General features: G+C 71.1%; 9 protein-coding genes. 2 read left to right on the forward strand and 7 right to left on the reverse strand.

Features of this window, described 5'->3' with window-relative positions:
• Window positions 1-177: 177 nt before the first annotated feature.
• From pulA to ACZ6ZN_RS09235, 6 genes are all read right to left on the reverse strand, one after another.
• Entirely contained in the window at window positions 178-5,574 is a 5,397-nt protein-coding gene (gene pulA / locus ACZ6ZN_RS09210) for a pullulanase-type alpha-1,6-glucosidase (protein ID WP_469644538.1), read from the reverse strand.
• Between the two features lie 194 nt (window positions 5,575-5,768).
• Window positions 5,769-7,142, reverse strand: coding sequence for an alpha-amylase (locus ACZ6ZN_RS09215; RefSeq protein ID WP_451876446.1), 1,374 nt, complete (start codon window positions 7,140-7,142; stop codon window positions 5,769-5,771).
• 120 nt (window positions 7,143-7,262) lie between these two features.
• Window positions 7,263-8,954, reverse strand: coding sequence for a glycoside hydrolase family 13 protein (locus ACZ6ZN_RS09220; protein ID WP_469644540.1), 1,692 nt, complete (start codon window positions 8,952-8,954; stop codon window positions 7,263-7,265).
• Between the two features lie 137 nt (window positions 8,955-9,091).
• Window positions 9,092-9,991, reverse strand: a complete 900-nt coding sequence (locus tag ACZ6ZN_RS09225; protein ID WP_469644542.1) for a sugar ABC transporter permease — start codon at window positions 9,989-9,991, stop codon at window positions 9,092-9,094.
• Window positions 9,992-10,004: 13 nt separating this feature from the next.
• Entirely contained in the window at window positions 10,005-11,009 is a 1,005-nt protein-coding gene (locus ACZ6ZN_RS09230; RefSeq protein WP_469644545.1) for a carbohydrate ABC transporter permease, read from the reverse strand.
• Window positions 11,010-11,126: 117 nt separating this feature from the next.
• Window positions 11,127-12,395 carry an extracellular solute-binding protein gene (locus ACZ6ZN_RS09235; protein WP_451876449.1) on the reverse strand — a complete coding sequence of 423 codons (1,269 nt, stop codon included), beginning with the start codon at window positions 12,393-12,395 and terminating at the stop codon, window positions 11,127-11,129.
• A gap of 390 nt (window positions 12,396-12,785) precedes the next feature.
• Between ACZ6ZN_RS09235 and ACZ6ZN_RS09240 the strand changes: the two genes are divergently transcribed.
• Window positions 12,786-13,820, forward strand: coding sequence for a LacI family DNA-binding transcriptional regulator (locus ACZ6ZN_RS09240; protein WP_398111259.1), 1,035 nt, complete (start codon window positions 12,786-12,788; stop codon window positions 13,818-13,820).
• A gap of 93 nt (window positions 13,821-13,913) precedes the next feature.
• Window positions 13,914-15,035 (forward strand): phosphatase PAP2 family protein, encoded by a 1,122-nt coding sequence (locus ACZ6ZN_RS09245; protein WP_469644549.1) that lies wholly within the window; start codon window positions 13,914-13,916, stop codon window positions 15,033-15,035.
• A 558-nt stretch (window positions 15,036-15,593) separates the two neighbouring features.
• Here ACZ6ZN_RS09245 and ACZ6ZN_RS09250 read toward each other — a convergent pair.
• Window positions 15,594-18,602: a bifunctional [glutamine synthetase] adenylyltransferase/[glutamine synthetase]-adenylyl-L-tyrosine phosphorylase gene (locus ACZ6ZN_RS09250; protein WP_451876451.1), complete on the reverse strand. Its 3,009-nt coding sequence runs from the start codon at window positions 18,600-18,602 to the stop codon at window positions 15,594-15,596.
• Window positions 18,603-18,658: the final 56 nt, after the last annotated feature.

The raw sequence follows: 18,658 nt of genomic DNA on the forward strand, positions 1-18,658 counted from the left end.
TGTGGTGCGTGCAGCTGCAAGGCGGAGGAGGGCGTCAACGCGGAGCGTTGGCAACCGACGACAACGCGGCAGATGTGCGTGCCACACCCCGCGACCCCGGCATGATCCGAGCGACAGGCCCTGACGGCGGGCGGGGCGGGCCGCCGGTCGCGGTCCGCCCCGCCCGCACCGGGTGCGCTACCCCGCGGTCCGGGTGAAGACCGCGACCGTGCGCGCCGGCACGGTGAAGGTGCCGGACGCCCGCGCGTAGGCGGCCGACTTCACGGTGGCGTCGGCGCCCGCCGCCTGCACCGGGTGCAGCCGGTAGCCGCTCCCGGCGAGCGCGGACACGCGCTGCTCCTGCCGTTCGGGCGTGGCGTTGAAGACGACGACGAGGTCACCGAGCCGCATGGTGACCACGCCGGGCGTCTCGTCCTTGCCGGAGAGCGGGAAGGACAGCCGGGACTGCACCCGCGCGGCGGTGGCGAGGGAGAAGTCCTTCTCGGTGCTGCGGATCCGCAGCAGGTCACGGTAGGCGGCGGAGGCGCCCCGGATCTGCTCGCAGCCCACCCGGGCCTTGGTCAGCAGCGGCTTGGCGTAGGGCCACTTGTCCGCGTTGTCGGCGGCCATGGGCAGTCCGCGGCCGAAGCCGTTGCCGTCGGCGCAGTCCCAGTGGATGGCGTTGAACCAGTCGCCGCTGTCGTAGGAGTTGCGGTCCAGGGACTTGGAGCGCAGCAGGTCGGTGCCCGCCTGGGAGAGGGCCGGGCCCTGCGAGAGGGTGGCCGTCGCCATGGCGAGGACCTGCATCCGGGCCCGGTCGGACGCCGTGGTGCCCGCCGGGAGCTTGAAGGCGAGCGCGTCGAACAGGGACTCGTTGTCGTGCGCGTCGGCGTAGGCGAGGGCGTCGCCCGGGGCGTCGGCGTATCCGGCGGGGGCGCCGTTGTAGTCGACCTGGGAGCCCTTGACCTCCTTGCCGCTGGTGTCGGTGAACGTGTAGGCGCTCAGGTTGCCGGTCAGGCCGACCTTGAGGAGGTCCTGGTAGTGCAGCAGGCGGGCCTTCTGCTCGGCCGGGGTGCCGTTGTTCTCGGAGGAGTTGGGGTCGGTGTACAGGCCGGACGCGAAGCCCTGGACGCCGGGGTCCTCGTCGAAGGGGCCGCCGCCGCGCACGGCGTCACGGGCCCGGTCGGAGAAGGTGGCGATGCCGGTACCGGCCATGTTCTTCTGCGTGGCCTGGACGAAGCGGGCGTCGTCGGCGACCTCGCCGAAGTTCCAGCCCTCGCCGTACAGGATGATCTTCTTGCCGTCGACGCCGTCCTTGGCGAGGGTCAGCTCGTCCAGGGCCTTGCGCACGGCGAGGATGTTGGCCTTCGGGTGGTGGCCCATGAGGTCGAAGCGGAAGCCGTCGACCTTGTACTCCGTGGCCCAGGTGACGATCGAGTCGACGACCAGCTTGCCCATCATGGCGTTCTCGGTGGCCGTGTTGGCGCAGCAGGTGCTGTTGGCGACCGAGCCGTCGGCGAGGAGCCGCTGGTAGTAGCCGGGCACGATCCGGTCCAGGACGGAGGTGCCGGCCTGGCCGCTCGCGGCGGTGTGGTTGTAGACGACGTCCATGACGACCCGCAGTCCGTCGTCGTTGAGGGCCTTGACCATCCTGCGGAACTCGACCGTGCGGGCGGTGCCGTCGGGGTCGGTGGCGTAGGAGCCCTCGGGGACGGTGTAGTGGAACGGGTCGTAGCCCCAGTTGTAGGCGTCCTTCGCGGCGATCCTGCCGACGCACTCCTGCTGCTTCTCGGAGTCCGCCGGATGGGAGGCGAGGTCGCAGTCGGTGCGTGCCTGGTCGGCCTTGCGCTCGGGGATGGTGGCGATGTCGAACGCGGGCAGCAGGTGGACGTAGGAGGTGCCGGCCTTCGCCAGCTCGCGCAGGTGCTTGCTGCCGTCGCTCGCCTTGTCGGTGAAGGCGAGGTAGGTGCCGGGGTGCTTCGCCGTGCGGTCCTCGACGGAGAAGTCCCGGATGTGCAGCTCCTGGATCTGGGCGTCTCGCAGCGGCACGGCTTTGGGCTTGGTGTACGACGACCAGCCGGACGGCTTGAGCGCCTTGTCTGCCAGGTCGACGACCAGGCTGCGCTTCGAGTCGGTGGTGAGGGCGACGGCGTAGGGGTCGGTGACCTTGTTGGTGACGACCTTGCGGACGCTGGGCGCCCACACCTTCACGGCGTAGCGGTAGGGCTTGCCCTTCCAGGACGCCGGGCCGGTGACGGACCAGACGCCGGTGGTGTCGTCGCGGCGCATGGGGACGGCCCTGCCGTCGAGTTCCAGGGCGACGGACTGCGCGGTCGGCGCCCACACGGACAGGGTGGGGCGGCCCTTGGCGAAGGTGGGGCCGAGGTCGGCCTTGGTGGCGCCGGGGTACAGGTCGTCGAGGACGCCGGCGATCTGGACGCCGGTGGCCGCGAGTACCGCGCCGTTGGCAGCTCGCTGCGTGGCGACGACCTGGCCGCGCAGGGCCTCGCGGACCCGGTCGCGGTCACGGGGGTCGACGGTCCAGGCGGTGTGGTCCTTCAGGTGCGGGAACTTCGCCTTCTGCGCGTCGCTCAGCGTCCCCTTCGCCAGGCGCAGCCATGCGGCGTCGCCGGTCAGGGTGCCGTTCTCGGCCTTGATCGTGCCGTCGCGGGAGTACAGCAGCTGGGTGGAGGCGGCGGCTTCGGAGCCGTTCCAGGCGAGGGTGTTCCGATCGATCCAGACCGCCTTGGAGGTGGTCAGGTCGAGGGCGGCGGCACTGCCCGCGGGCTGCGGGAGGAGGTGCTTGTCCTGGCCGTTCACCAGCCACACCTCGTGGCCGTCGGCCTTGAGGTCGAGCGACCGGTCGGTGGGCAGGTCCTTCTCGTCGCCCTTGTGGACGATGTAGCTGAGGCTGGTGGCACCCTCGGTGAGCGGCACCTCGAAGACTGCGCCATAGGAGTCAGTCTTCACCGGCTTCAGCGGGTTCGACCAGTCGGTGGGGTTCGCGGCGCCGGTCCAGACGTGCAGTCCCCAGCCGTCGTAGTTCCCGTCGGCCCGGTGGTAGTGCAGGACGGCCTTCCCCTTGTCGGGGGCCGGGTAGTCGGGCCGTTCGGTGGTGACGGTGTCCTTGCCCTGCTCGATCCAGATCTCACCGGTCTTGGTGACGTCGATCGTGCGGTCGGTGGAGACGTCCTTGGTGCCGTCCTTGTCGATGACGAGGAAGCCGACGTTCGAGGCACCGGGCTTGAGCTTGACCCAGGCGAAGGCGCCGTAGGCGTCCCGGCCGGTGAAGGGGTGGCTCTTGGGCCATTCGGTGGCCTCGCCCTCGGCGAGGTCGCCCCAGGCGTACAGGCCCCAGTCGGCGTAGTCGCCGTCCGCGCGCTTGTAGTGGACGATCGCGTAGTCGCGGGAGGACGCGGTGGGCGGCTCCTGGACGGGCGGGGTGCCGGTGGTTGAGGCGGCCAGGGCGCTCGCGGTGCGGCCGGCCGAGTCGATCACGAGGGCCTTGTAGCGCAGGGCCGTGCCGGGTGCCACGTCCTTGCCGATGGTGTGGGTGACCTTGTAGGGGGCGTGGTCGGCGGAGCCGAGGACCTGCCACTTGCCGTTGCCGGTCTGCGCGGCGACGACGACCCGGTTCAGCTGCCCGCCGTCGACGTCCGCGGTGACGTCCACCGTGCCGGTGGCGCCTGCCGCGGGGGCCTTCAGGGTGAGCGTCGGGGCCGCGGCGGGCTTCGCGAGCTTCCCTGCCGCCTTGAGGACGATCGCCGAGCCGGCCGGGACGGTGACGGTGAGCTTCCTGTCGTTGTCGCTCTTCGGGCGCGCGTCGGTGCCGTGGATGCCCCGGTAGGTCATGCCGGCCGAGCCGGTCTCGAAGGTCGCGGTCTTCTTCTCACCCGCGTTGTTGAAGGCGACGACGTACTCGGTGCCGGTCTTCGCGTCGGTGCGGGTGAAGGCGTAGACGCCCGGGCCGTCGGCCGCGTACCGCTCCTGCTGGACGCCGTCGGCCAGCGCCGGGTTGGCCTTGCGGAGCTGGGCGAGGGCCCTGATCTGCCGGTAGAGGGGCGCCTTGGTGTCGTAGGCGTCCTCGGCGTGCGTGGCGTCGGTGCCGATGCGGTCGTCGTCGAGGTAGTCGGCGGTGCGTGAGGCGAACATGCTCTGCCGGGCGTCCTTGTCGCCGCCCGGGCCGGCGAAGCCCTGCTCGTCGCCGTAGTAGACGACCGGGTTGCCGCGGCTGAGGAACATCAGCTCGTTGGCGAGCTTGTCCTTCGCGAGGAGCTCGGCGTCGGTGGCCTCGGGGTCGTCCTGCTTCAGGAACGACCCGATGCGGCCCATGTCATGGTTGCCGAGGAAGGTGACCTGCTCGTACGCGTTGGCCTTGCCGGTCGTGTACTTGTGGTCGTCACCGAAGACGCCGGCGAGCTTGCGGGCGCTGCCGCCCTGGGAGGCGTACTGGCGGGCCGCCTCCTGGAAGGGGAAGTCGAGGGTGGCGTCGAGCCGGCCCTGCGTGACGTACGGGGCGGTGACGTCCGTGTCGGCCGAGTAGACCTCGCCGAACATGAAGAAGTCGTCGCGGCCGCGCTTCGCGGCGTAGGCGTCGAGGGCGGTGGCCCACTGGGTCCAGAACTCCATGTTGACGTGCTTCACGGTGTCGATCCGGAAGCCGTCGATGTCGAAGTCCCGCACCCAGCGCTGGTAGATCCTCTCCATGCCGTCGACGACCTCGGGGCGCTCGGTCCACAGGTCGTCGAGGCCGGAGAAGTCGCCGTGGGTGGAGCTCTCACCGGCGAAGGTGGAGTCGCCGCGGTTGTGGTACATCGTCGGGTCGTTGAGCCAGGACGGCACCTTGTTCTTCCTGGTGACCACGGGGGTGCGCGGGAAGGAGTCCCGGTCGACCGCGGGGAAGCGGCGCCGCCCGTCGGCGTAGTCGGCGTCGTCGAAGGGCACGCCGTCCTTCGTCAGGTAGGGGAAGGCGCCCTTGGAGAGGTAGTCGTAGGACTTCTCCTCGTAGTCGACGACGTCGGCGGTGTGGTTGGTGATGACGTCGAAGAAGACCTTCATGCCCTTGTCGTGGGCCTTGTCGATGAGGTTCTCGAGGTCCTCGTTGGTGCCGAAGTGCGGGTCGACCTGGGTGAAGTCGGTGATCCAGTAGCCGTGGTAGCCGGCGGAGGCGTTCGCCCCGGTGCCCTGCACGGGCTGGTTCTTGAAGATGGGCGCCATCCACAGGGCGGTGGTGCCCAGGCCCTTGATGTAGTCGAGCTTCCGGGTCAGGCCCTTGAGGTCGCCGCCCTGGTAGAAGCCCTTGTCGGTCGGGTCGTAGCCGGTCGACAGGCGTGAACCGGTCAGGCCGCCCTTGTCGTTGCGCGGGTCGCCGTTGGCGAAGCGGTCGGGCAGGACGAAGTAGAACTGCTCACGGGTGGCGTCGTGCCGGGCGGGCTGGGCGGCCAGCGCGGCGTCGGACGGCGGCGCCGGCGGGGTGGCCGCCCCGGCGGCGAGCGGCTGGACGAGTGTGGCGGCCAGCGCCGCTGCGGTGACCGCGGCGACCCGTCCGGCACGGGCGGTTCGGCGCCTGGACGGCACCGGCCATCTCGGTATCACAGATGGGCTCCTAGCGATTGCGGCTCTCTCGGGTCCGACCCCGCGCGACCGTATCGCCGCCGAAACCCTTACAGCAAGAGTCCTGAAAGCATTGGAAAGAACTTTCAACCACCGGGCGTGGCCCGGCGCAGCGGTCCCGGCCGCCCCATGAGGGGGCGGCCGGGACCGGGCGTACCGCGCACGGAAGTGTGCGTCTAGCAGGCGGACTTGCCCGCGTGGATCGCCAGAGCCGTGTTGGCGCCCAGGGTGGCCGTGACCTGCCCGCTCGCGTTCACGGTCACCTGCGTGTTGTTCTGCACGTTGCAGTACGTCCCCGCGGGCATCGACGTCTGGTAGGTCCGGGTCAGGGAGCCCGACTCGTGGTTGATGGCCACGAAGCCCTTGCTGCCCCGGCCGAAGGCGATGGCGTCACCGCCGTTGTCCCACCAGTTGGTGACGGCCTGACCCCGGGTGGCGTTGCGGAAGCCCACCATGGACTTGATCTCGGGCCAGTTGTGCTGGCACTTCCAGCCGTCCTGCCAGCAGGCGTTCACCTGGCCTCCGTTGGGCGGCCCGGCGTCGTGGTCGGTGAACTCGTAGCCGGAGTTGACGTCGGGGGCGCCGTAGGGCCAGGCCAGCATGAAGACGCTGGCCAGGGTGTAGTTGGCCCCGTCCTTGTAGCTGAGGGTCGAGCCGTTGCGCTCGGTGTCGTGGTTGTCGACGAAGACGCCGGAGACGCCGCTGTTCATGTAGCCCCAGCCCTCGCCGTAGTTCTTCAGGTAGGCGAGGTTCTCGTTGGTGAAGACCCGCTTGAGGTCGTAGGCGTAGCGGAACTCCTGGACGTCGCCGTTGCCGGTGTACTCGGTGGGCTGGACGGCCTCGCCGGCGCCGAAGATGGCCTCCTGCTTCCAGTACACCGACGGGTTACTGAGCCGGGACTTGATGTTGGCGAGGTCCCCGGCCGGCATGTGCTTGGCCGCGTCGATGCGGAAGCCGTCGACGCCGAGGGAGAGCAGGTCGTTCATGTACCCGGCGATGGTCCTGCGGACGTAGTCCTCGCCGGTGTCGAGGTCGGCGAGGCCGACCAGTTCGCAGTTCTGGACGTTGCCGCGGTCCTGGTAGTTGCTGATCTGCGAGGTGCAGTTGTCGAAGTCGTAGGAGGAGTACAGGCCGGGGTAGGTGTACTTCGTGTACGACGAGCCGCCGGTGCCGGTGCCGCTGCCCGCCGACATGTGGTTGATGACGGTGTCGACGACGACCTTCACCCCGGCCGCGTGACAGGTGTTCACCATGTTCTGGAAAGCGGCGCGGTCGCCGAGCCGTCCGGCGATCTTGTAGCTGACCGGCTGGTACGAGGTCCACCACTGCGGGCCCTGTATGTGCTCGGCAGGCGGGGAGACCTGCACGTACCCGTAGCCCGCGGGGCCGAGGGTGGTGGTGCACTCGCGGGCGACGGAGGCGAACTTCCACTCGAAGAGGACGGCGGTGACGTCCTTGGTGCCGGGTGGCGAGGCCTGTGCGATGGTCGGGTTCATGACAACCGCAGCCGCGGCGAGCGCGACGGCGGCGGAGAGGTGTCTGCGTGCCATGTGGGGTTTCCTTCTCCGTTGAAGGCTCTTGCTGCAAGGTTCAGAAACCTTGCGGTGACGCAGATGTTAAAGGCCCGCCGCCCGAAAGGGCAGCGGGCCGTACTAAATCGAGAGCGAAAACTAGTCGGCCTGCGCGGTCGTCCACCACACCGTGGTGTCGGCGGGCACCTTCGCCTCGTCGTCCACGAGCACGATCTCCCCGCTCGCGACCAGCACCCGGCCGTGGGCCGGCAGCGCCACCGACTCGCCCGTGGTGTTGGCGACGCAGACGAACTCCCCGCGCCGGAAGGCCAGGACGCCCTCGGGCGCCCGCAGCCACTCCACGGACGTGCCGGCGCCCAGGTCGGGGTGCTCGCGCCGGACGGCGAGGGCGGCGCGGTACAGCTCCAGGGTCGAACCGGGCACCCCGGTCTGCGCCTCGACGCTCAACTCGCCCCAGCTGTCGGGCTGCGGCAGCCAGCTGCCCCCGTCACCGAAGCCGTACGAGGTACCGGTCCGGGTCCACGGGATGGGCACCCGGCACCCGTCACGGAAGCCGTCCTGACCGGCCCCACGGAAGTACGCCGGGTCCTGGCGCACCTCGTCGGGCAGGTCGACGACGTCGGGCAGGCCGAGTTCCTCGCCCTGGTAGACGTAGGCCGAGCCGGGCAGGGCCAGCATCAGCAGGCTGGCGGCGCGGGCGCGGCGCAGGCCCAGCTCCCGGTCGCCGGCCAGGCGGATCTGGGTGCCCAGGCCGGGCGGGTTGGCGAAGCGGGTGGCGTGCCGGGTCACGTCGTGGTTGGACAGCACCCAGGTGGCGGGCGCGCCGACCGGGCGCATGGCCTCCAGCGTCCGGTCGATGACCTCGCGCATCTCGGCGGCGTCCCAGTGGGTGCTCAGGTACTGGAAGTTGAACGCCTGGTGCAGCTCGTCCGGGCGGACGTAGTGGGCCGTGCGCTCGATGGTCGGGGTCCAGGCCTCGGCGACGAAGATCCTCCCCCCCGCGTACTCGTCGAGGACGAGCCGCCACTGCCGGTAGATCTCGTGCACGCCTTCCTGGTCGAAGAACGGCATGACATCGTTGCCCAGCAGCTTCACCTGGTCGTGGGATCCCAGGTCGGGCAGCCCGTCCGCCTTCACCAGGCCGTGGGCGACGTCGATGCGGAAGCCGTCGACGCCCATGTCCAGCCAGAAGCGCAGGATCGAGCGGAACTCGTCGCCGACCGCCGGGTGGTCCCAGTTGAAGTCGGGCTGCTCCGGGGCGAAGAGGTGCAGGTACCACTCGCCGGGGGTGCCGTCCGGTTCGGTGACCCGGGTCCAGGCCGGGCCGCCGAAGATCGACTCCCAGTCGTTGGGCGGCAGTTCGCCGTCGGCGCCCTTGCCCGGGCGGAAGTGGTAACGCTCCCGCAGCGGGGAGCCCGGGCCCTCGGCGACGGCCCGCTTGAACCACTCGTGCTGGTCGGAGGAGTGGTTGGGCACGAGGTCCACGATGACGCGCAGGCCCAGGTGGTGGGCGTCGCGGATCAGCGCGTCGGCGTCCAGCAGGTTGCCGAACATGGGGTCCACGGCCCGGTAGTCGGCGACGTCGTAGCCGGCGTCGGCCTGCGGCGAGGCGTAGAAGGGGCTGAGCCACACGGCGTCCACGCCGAGGTCGCGCAGGTAGGGAAGACGGGTGCGGACACCCTCCAGGTCGCCCATGCCGTCGCCGTTGCTGTCGGCGAAGCTGCGCGGGTACACCTGGTAGATCACCGCGTCCCGCCACCAGTCGCGGCGCTTGGCGACGGCCAGGGCGGACGTGGGGCTGGGGGCAGGTGCAGCTGAGTGCTGGCTCATGTCGTCCTTGAGGCGTAACGAGGGTGTGGTCATGGGACGTGAGGTGGTGCGAGGCGGCCGCGGCACAGCGGGGTCGGATGGGCACCGCGGCCGCCTCGGGCTGGTGGGGGGCCGTCCGGCGACGGCCCGGGGGCGGGTCAGCCCTTGGTGCCGCCGGCGGTGAGCCCGGTCACCAGGTTCTTCTGCACGAGGTAGAAGAACGCGGAGACGGGTATCGCGATGAGCACCGCGGTCGCGGCCATCAGGTTGCGCTGGGCGTCGTGCTCGCTGATGAAGCTCTGCAGGCCGACGGCGAAGGTGTACTTCTCGTCGTCCAGCATGAACACGGTGGCGAAGGCGACCTCGCCGAAGGCGGTGATGAAACTGTAGAAGGCCGCCACCGCCAGTCCCGGTCGGGCGAGCGGCAGGATCAGCCGGAAGAAGGTGCCGAAGGGGGTGAGCCCGTCGACGCGGCCGGCCTCGTCGATCTCGAACGGGATGGTGTCGAAGTAGCCCTTCAGCAGCCAGGCGCAGTAGGGCACCGCGGTCGAGCAGTAGACCAGGATCAGGCCGAAGTAGGTGTCGACGAGCTGAAGGCTCGACAGGATCTGGTACATCGGCACGATCAGCACGGCGATGGGGAACATCTGCGTGCACAGCAGGACCCACATGAACTTCTTGTAGCCCGGGAAGCGCATGCGGGACACCGCGTACCCGGTCGTGGCGGCGATGACCACTCCGATGACGGTGGTCCCCAGGGACACGATCAGGGTGCTCTGGAGCCAGTGGAAGAAGGCGGTCTCCTGGAGCACGAAGCTGTAGTTGTCCAGGGTCATCTTCGACCAGATGCCGCCGGGGTGCAGGTAGTCGTCCTTGTCCGGGCCGAGGGACAGGAAGACCAGCCAGGCGATCGGGAAGATCGCGATCAGGCTCGCGAGGGTCAGCAGGCCGTGGGAGAGGAGGCTCCCGGCCGTGCCGCGCCGGCCGCGCGGGCGCGCGGGGGCGGCGGCGGGGACCGGAGCCCCGCCGGCGGACTGCTGGACGGTCGTGGTGCTCATGGGGACTCCTGCCTCAGATCGCGAGCTGCTGCTCATCGCGGTTCAGCCAGCGGCGGTAGAAGGAGGTGAAGACGATCAGGATGCCGAGCAGCAGGATGCCGTAGGCGGCCGACTGCGCGAAGTCGCGCGGCTGCTGTCCGAAGCCGAGCTGGTAGGCCCAGGTGACGAGGATCTGCGCGTCCGGGGCGGTGTTGCCGAACAGCAGGAAGATGATGGCGAACTGGTTGAACGTCCAGATCACGCCGAGCAGCACCACGGTGGAGCTGACCGACCTCAGGCCCGGCAGCGTGACGTAGCGGAACTGCTGCCAGCGGCTGGCGCCGTCCATCTCGGCGGCCTCGTAGAGGGAGGAGTCGATGGACTGCAGGCCGCCGAGCAGGGAGACCATCATGAACGGCACGCCGCACCAGGTGTTGACCATGATCGCGGCGAAGCGCTGCCAGAAGGTGTCCTCCAGCCACGCCGGGCTCGGCAGGTGCAGCATCTCCAGGCCGGAGTTGATGATGCCGGAGTCGGCGAGCATGAAGCGCCAGCCGAAGACGGTGACGAAGGTCGGCACGGCCCACGGCAGGATGAGGATCAGCCGGTAGAAGGTGCGCCCGCGCAGCTTCTGGTTGAGCAGCAGCGCCAGGCCGAGGCCGATGGAGTAGTGCAGGGCGACGCACAGGGCCGTCCACACGATCGTCCAGATGAAGTGGGACCAGAAGCGGTCGTAGGCCGTCTCCCCCCACAGGATGTCCGCGTAGTTGTCGAAGCCGATGAACTTGTAGGTGGCCTCGATCTCGTTGACGCCGATCGTCCGGGCCGTGTTGAGGCTGGTCGCGTCGGTCAGCGTCAGGTAGAAGCCGTAGGCCAGGGGGTACAGCACGAGGACGCCGAGCACGACGGCCACGGGCGCGATCATCGCGTAGGCGTACCAGTGCTTCTGGTAGCTGTGCTTGAGGCGCCGGCCCAGCCCGGACCGGGGACCGCGGTCACCGCTCCGCTTGCCGGTCGCTCGGTCGATGGCGACTGTCATGTTCGACAACCTTCTTCGCGAACTGGAGATCAGCTGGAGATCAGGGGATACGGCACACAGGCCGATGGCCGCCGGATCCTTCCCCCTCTGTCTGGAGGATCCGGCGGCCGTGGGGGCCTACTTGCTGTAGTCCGGCAGCAGCTTGGCGATGGAGGTCTCGGCGCTCTTCAGCCCCGCGTCCAGGGACTTCTTGCCGCCCGCGATCGCGAGCAGCTCGTCGTCCAGCGGCGTCCACAGCGAGCTGTACTCGGGCAGCTCCGGGCGCGGCTGGGCGGCGGCGAGCACGCCCTGGTAGCCGGCGATGCCCGGGTCGGCCTTGACCTCGGCGGTGTAGGCGTCGTCGCGCGTCGGCAGCGTGTTGTTCTTGAGCGCGATGGTCTCCTGGGCCTTGGCCGAGGTCATGAACTTCACGAACTTCAGCGAGGCCTCCTGGTGGGCCTTGTCCGAGCCCGCGTACACCGAGAGGTTGTGGCCGCCGGTCGGGGCGCCCGCCTTGCCGGAGGAGCCGGCCGGGACGGTGGCGATGCCCAGGTTGGCCTTGTCCTTGAACGCCGAGCCCTTGTAGAAGTTGGTGATCTCCCACGGGCCCTGGATGATCGAGGCGACCTTGCCGCTGACGAACGCCTCCTGGATGTGGGCGTAGGCGTCGGCGGTGGTGTCGGCCTTGTGCAGGCCCTTGCCCTTGAACAGGCTCAGCCAGGTGCCGTAGGCCTTCTCGGCCGCGGGCGAGGTGACCGTGATCTTCTTGGCGTCGACGTCGACGGTGTCGGCGCCCTCGCCGTAGAGGAAGGAGTGGGCGTAGTAGGACTGGGTCGAGCCCCAGTAGCCGTCGACGCCGGTCTTGTCCTTGATCGTGGCCGCGGCCTTCTTCAGGTCGTCCCAGGTCTTGGGGGCCTCGACGCCGGCCTTCTCGAACAGGGCCTTGTTGTAGACGAGGGCCAGGGTGTCCGTGGTGAACGGGACGCCGTAGGTCTTGCCCTCGTACTGGGCCTGCTTGATCAGGTTGGACTTGAACTTGTCCTGCTCGGCGAGGGCGTCCGTGCCGTCCAGCGGCAGGAAGAAGCCCTTCTTGGCGAAGGCCGGGGTCCAGCCGACCTCGGAGCGCAGCACGTCCGGGGCACCCTTGGAACCGGCGGCGGTGTCGAACTTGTTCTGCGCCTGGTCGAAGGGGACGTTGACGTACTTGACCTTGACGTCCTTGTTGGCGGCCTCGAACTCCTTGACGAGGGCCTTGTAGGTCGGCGCCTCGTTGGTGGCGTTGGAGGTGTCCCACCAGGTGAGGGTGACGGGACCGTCGGCCTTGTCGCCGCTGTCGCTTCCGCCGCACGCCGTCGCTGCCAGGGCGAGGGACGCCACCAGCGCGGTGGCCGCTATGCCACGCCGCATGAGTTCTCCTTGAGGGTGAAGCCCGTTTCGTGCTGCCGACTGCGCCGTTGGCCGCCGGGCGTCGGTGACATTAGCCCCGCTGCAAGGCGTTGCGAAAGACCTTGCAGCAAAAAGTTGCAAGAGGTGGGGATGGTTATCCCGCCGTGACCTCTCCTCGACCGCTTCGAGGCCCCGATTTCCGGCTGTTCGGCGGGGACTCGGACAGTTGTGCAAGACTCTGCAAGCACTTGCCATCCGTTGCCGTCGGGGGAATCATCCGTTGCGGAGCGGACGCCGACCACGAGTTGAGGGACCGCGATGACCAAGCCACCCGCAGTGGGCCGCGCGACCGCGCGCACCAGGCGTCCCGTCGGTGTGCAAGCGGAGATCCGGCCGCTACAGTCCGGTGCTGTGACCACACGGCTTGCGGACATCGCGTTGCAGGCGGGGGTGAGCGAGGCGACCGTCAGCCGGGTCCTCAACGGGAAGCCGGGCGTCGCCGCCACCACCCGCCAGTCCGTGCTGGCCGCCCTCGACGTCCTCGGCTACGAACGTCCGGTGCGGCTGCGCCAGCGCAGCGAGGGCCTGGTCGGCCTGATCACCCCGGAACTGGAGAACCCGATCTTCCCGGCCCTGGCCCAGGTCATCGGCCAGGCGCTGACCCGGCAGGGCTACACGCCGGTGCTGGCCACCCAGACCCCGGGCGGCTCGACCGAGGACGAGCTGACCGAGATGCTCGTGGACCGCGGCGTCGCCGGCATCATCTACGTCTCCGGACTGCACGCCGACACCACCGCCGACATGCAGCGCTACGACCGGCTGCGCGCACAGGGCGTGCCCTACGTGCTCGTCGACGGCTTCTCGCCGAAGGTGCAGGCGCCGTTCATCTCCCCCGACGACCGTGCGGCGATGAGCCTGGCGGTGACGCACCTGGCGTCCCTGGGGCACACCCGGATCGGCCTGGCGCTCGGGCCGAAGCGGTTCGTGCCGGTGCAGCGCAAGATCGAGGGGTTCGTGCGGGCGGTGCAGGACCAGCTGGGGCTGGCCGCCGAGGTCGTCGAGACCGAACTGGTCCAGCACTCGCTGTACACGCTGGAGGGCGGGCAGGCCGCCGCCGTCGCCCTGATGGAGCGGGACTGCACGGCCGTGGTGTGCGCCAGCGACATGATGGCCCTGGGGGCGATCCGGGCGGCCCGGCAGCGCGGTCTGGACGTGCCGAAGGACATCTCCGTGGTGGGCTTCGACGACTCCCCGCTGATCGCCTTCACCGACCCGCCGCTGACCACGATCCGCAAGCCGGTCCCGGCGATGGGCCAGGCCGCCGTGCGCACACTGCTGGAGGAGATCGGCGGAACGCCCGCCCCGCACAGCGAGTTCGTGTTCATGCCGGAACTGGTGGTGCGCGGCTCGACCGCGTCGGCTCCCGGGGACCGTGCCCGCTCCTGAGGCGTACGGCCTGATTTCGCCGTAGAACATGCGGCTCGGACCGGGCCGCGGGATCATCGGTGGGGAAGTCCTTTTCTGGCAGACTTTGTGCCTATGGGTGACACGACCGTGACGCAGCCGGAGGGCAGGGAAGCGGCCCTCCCGATCACCGCTGCGTCCGGATCCCGGCCGGGACCCCTGCGGCGGCTCCGGGCCCCGCGCAGACCCCGGTTCTGGTTCGAGATCCTGCTGATCGCGGTGAGTTACTGGGTGTACTCACTCGTCCGCAACGCGGTCCCCGAGCAGAAGACGCAGGCGCTGCGCAACGCCGACTGGATCTGGCAGGTCGAGCACCAGCTGGGCATCGCCGTCGAGGAGTCGGTCAACCACGCGGTCAACTCGGTGACTTGGCTCATCATCGGGATGAACTACTACTACGCCACGCTGCACTTCGTCGTCACGCTGGGTGTGCTCGTCTGGCTCTTCCGCCGCCACCCCGGCCGCTACGCGGCGACCCGCCTGGTGCTGTTCGCGACCACCGCCGTCGCCCTGGTCGGCTACTACCTGTATCCGCTGGCTCCCCCTCGGCTGATGAACGGCGGGGACTTCGTCGACACGGTCATGGTCCACCAGACCTGGGGCTCGATGGCGTCCGGCGACCTGAAGAACATGTCCAACCAGTACGCGGCGATGCCGTCGATGCACATCGGCTGGTCCCTGTGGTGCGGGCTGACGATCTTCGCCCTGGCGCGCGTGCCGTGGGTGCGGGTGCTGGGCCTGCTGTACCCGGCGCTGACGCTGGTGGTCATCGTCGCCACGGCCAACCACTTCTGGCTGGACGCCGTGGGCGGCCTGCTGTGCCTGGCGTTCGGCTTCGCGGTGGCACGCCTGTGGTACGGCAGGCAGCCGTACGCGCTGCCGCGCACGGTGGTCGAACGCGCCCGCCGGCCGGCCCCGGCGGCCGGACCCCGACCGAACGCGGCACACGGGGGCGCTGCGCGGGCGGGCGCCGCGCGGGGGGATGTCGCTGAGGCGGATGTCCCGCGTCCCGGCGGCTCACGGGCGGACGCGGCGCGGGCGGATGCGGCGCGGGCGGATGTCCCGCGTCCCGGCGACTCATGGGCCGCCGCACGGCCGGGCGACTCGCAGGCGGATGCCGGGCGGGGGGATGTCGCGCAGGCGGATGTCCCGCGTCCGGGCGGCTCACGGGCCGGCGCCGGACGGCCGGACGCGTAGGCGGACGTCTCGCGGGCGGACGTCTCGCGGGCGGATGCCTCGCGGGTGGACGGCCCGCGTCCGCGCGGCCCACGGGCCGGCGCCGCACGACCGGACGCCCCACAGCCGGGACACTCGCGGGCGGATGCCGCGCAGCCGGACGCCTCGCAGCGGGACGTCTCGCCTCCGGGCAGCTCACGAGCCGGCGCCGCACGACCGAGAGGCTCGCGGGGGAACGCCGCGCGGCCAGGCGCCTCGCGGACGGGACGCCTCCCTAGGGGGACATCGCGCTGGCAGACGCCCCGCGTCCGAGCGGCTCACTGGCCAGCGCCGCACGGCCGGACGCGTAAGCGGACGGCCCGGCGGCCGGACGCCTCGCGGCCGGGCGCCTCGCAGCGGGGCGTCTCGCGTCCGGGCGGCTCATGAGCCGGCGCCCGTACGGCCGGGCCGCTCTCGGGCGGACGCGGTGCGGGGGTGCTCCGGCCCGGAGAGGCTGGGCGTGGTCCGGCGCTGCGGGGGGGGCGTTCGGGCGTGGGGTGTTGGTGGGGCTGAGCGGCCCGGGGGGCACCGGGTCCGCGACTAGCGCTCCCCCGCCCCGTAGAACAGCTCCTCCACCACGCCGCGTGCCCTGCGTGCCGTGCGCCGGTAGGCGTCCAGCATGTCTCCGACGTGACCGGGTCCGTACCCCAGGTAGCGGCCCACCGCCGCCAGTTCCCTCGGGTCCGAGGGGAAGGTGTCGCCGGCCCGGCCGCGGACCAGCATCACCGCGTTGCGTACGCGACTGGCGAGCACCCAGGCCTCGTCCAGGATCTCCGCCTCCTCGTCGCCGATCAGGCCGGCCGCGCGGGCGGCGGCCAGGGCCTGCCGGGTGCGGGTCGTGCGCAGCCCCGCCTCCTCGGCGCCGTGCCGCAGCTGCATGAGCTGCACGGTCCACTCGACGTCGGACAGGCCGCCCGGGCCGAGTTTGGCGTGCAGCTTGGGGTCGGCGCCGCGCGGCAGCCGCTCGGACTCCATCCGGGCCTTCAGCCGCCGGATCTCGCGGACGGCCTCCTCGCTCAGCCCGTCGGCCGGGTAGCGCAGCGGGTCGATCAGCTCGATGAAGCGGCGGCCCAGGTCCTCGTCCCCGGCGACCGGTTCGGCCCGCAGCAGTGCGTGCGACTCCCAGGTCAGCGACCACCGGCGGTAGTACGCCCCGTAGGACTTCAGGGTCCGCACGAGGGGGCCGGACTTGCCCTCCGGGCGCAGGTCGGCGTCGATGAGCAGCGGCGGGTCGGCGCTGGGGATCTGCAGCAGGCGGCGCATCTCGGAGACGACCTTGCCGGCCGCCCGGGAGGCCTCCGCCTCGTCGGCGCCCTCGCGGGGCTCGTGCACGAACAGCACGTCCGCGTCGGAGCCGTAGCCCAGTTCGTGACCGCCGAAGCGGCCCATGCCGATGATCGCGAACCGGGTGGGCAGGCTGTCGCCCCAGTGCTCGCGGACCACGGCGCGCAGCGTGCCCGCGAGGGTGGCGGCGGTCAGGTCGGACACCGCCGCCCCGACGAGGTCCACCAGGGCGCCCTGGTCGGCCTCGGCGGGCTGCTCCTCGGTGCCGTAGGAGCCGACGATGTCGGCGGCGGCCGTGCGGAACAGCTCCCGGCGGCGCACCCCGCGGGCGGCCGTGACCGCCTGGGCGGCGCCGTCCGCCCGCCGCACCGCGGCGAGTATCTCCTGCTCCAGGTGGAGCCGGGGGCGCGGCTCCAGCCCGCCGCCGTCCCCGTCGCCGAGCAGCGCCACCGCCTCCGGGGCGCGCATCAGCAGGTCGGGCGCGAGCCGGCCGGCGGACAGCACGCGGGCCAGGTTCTGCGCGGCGGCGCCCTCGTCCCGCAGCAGCCGCAGGTACCAGGGCGTCTTGCCCAGGGCGTCGGACACCTTGCGGAAGTTCAGCAGGCCCGCGTCCGGGTCGGCGGAGTCGGCGAACCAGCCGAGCAGCACGGGCAGCAGGGTGCGCTGGATGGCGGCCTTGCGGGTGACGCCCGAGGCGAGGGCCTCCAGGTGGCGCAGCGCGGCGGCGGGATCGGCGTACCCGAGGGCGACCATGCGCTCGCGCGCCGCCTCGGTGCTCAGCCGGGCCTCGCCGGGGGCGAGCTGGGCCACGGCGTCCAGCAGCGGCCGGTAGAACAGCTTCTCGTGCAGCCGGCGTACGACGGTGGCGTGCCGGCGCCACTCGCGGTGCAGGCCGGCGACCGGGTCGGTGCGCAGGCCGAGGGAGCGGCCGATGCGGCGCAGCTCGGCCTCGTCCTCGGGCACCAGGTGGGTGCGCCGCAGCCGGAACAGCTGGATGCGGTGCTCCATGAGGCGCAGGAAGCGGTAGGCCTCGTCGAGCTGGGCGGCGTCGGCCCGGCCCACGTAGCCGCCCGCGGCGAGGGCCTGGAGGGCGTCGAGGGTGGTGCCGCTGCGCAGGGAGGTGTCGGCCCTGCCGTGCACGAGCTGGAGCAGCTGCACGGCGAACTCGACGTCCCGGAGGCCGCCCGGGCCCAGCTTCAGCTGGCGGTCGACCTCGGCGGCGGGGATGTTCTCCACGACCCGGCGGCGCATCTTCTGCACGTCGGCGACGAAGTTCTCCCGCTCGGCCGCCTTCCAGACCAGCGGCTGCACGGCGGCCACGTACTCCGCGCCGAGGTCGAGGTCGCCGGCCACCGGACGGGCCTTGAGCAGGGCCTGGAACTCCCAGGTCTTGGCCCAGCGCTGGTAGTAGGCGAGGTGGCTGGCCAGGGTCCGCACGAGCGGGCCGTTGCGGCCCTCGGGGCGCAGGTTGGCGTCGACCGGCCAGATGGAGCCCTCGACCGTGGTCTCCGAGCAGATCCGCATCAGGTGCGAGGCGAGCCGGGTCGCGGCCCGCACGGCCTCGGTCTCGTCGGCGCCCTCGGCGGCCTCCCCCACGAAGATGACGTCCACGTCGGAGACGTAGTTCAGCTCGTGTCCGCCGCACTTGCCCATCGCGATCACGGCGAGCCGGCACCGGGCGTCGTCCTCGGGTGCGGCGGCCCGTGCGAGGCCGAGCGCGGCCCGCAGGGTGGCGGTGGCGAGGTCGGCCAGCTCGGCGGCGGACTCGGCGACGCCGGTCGTGCCGCACACGTCCCGGGCGGCGATGGACAGCAGGCAGCGCCGGTAGGCCACGCGCAGGGAGACGGGGTCGTCCGCCTCCGCGAGGCCCGCCTCGAACTCCTCCACTCCGGGGTGCAGGTCCCGCGACTCGTAGGTCACCAGGGCCTGCCAGTCGCCCGGGTGGCGGACGAGGTGGTCGGCCAGGGCGGTGGAGGCGCCGAGCACACCGAGGAGCCGGTCACGCAGCGGTTTGGCCGCGATCAGCGTGTCGAGCAGCTCCTGCCGGGCGCCGGGGTCCGGCTGGGCCTCCAGCAGGCGGACCAGCCCGAGCAGGGCGAGGTCGGGGTCGGCGGTGCCGCCCAGCGCGGCCAGCAGCACGGGGTCGTCGCGCAGGGGGGCGAGCTCGGGGCTGTCCAGCAGGCGCTCGGCGGCGGAGGCGTCGGTGAAACCGTGCCGCAGCAGGCGTGTGAAGGTACTGCTCCTGCGCCCCGGCACCGCCGTCATCCGGGCCTCCCTCGCACTGTTCCTCGGACATCCATCGGATCAAGGTCGTACGGCTT

It is taken from the genome of Streptomyces sp. NPDC053665 (genome assembly GCF_055585285.1).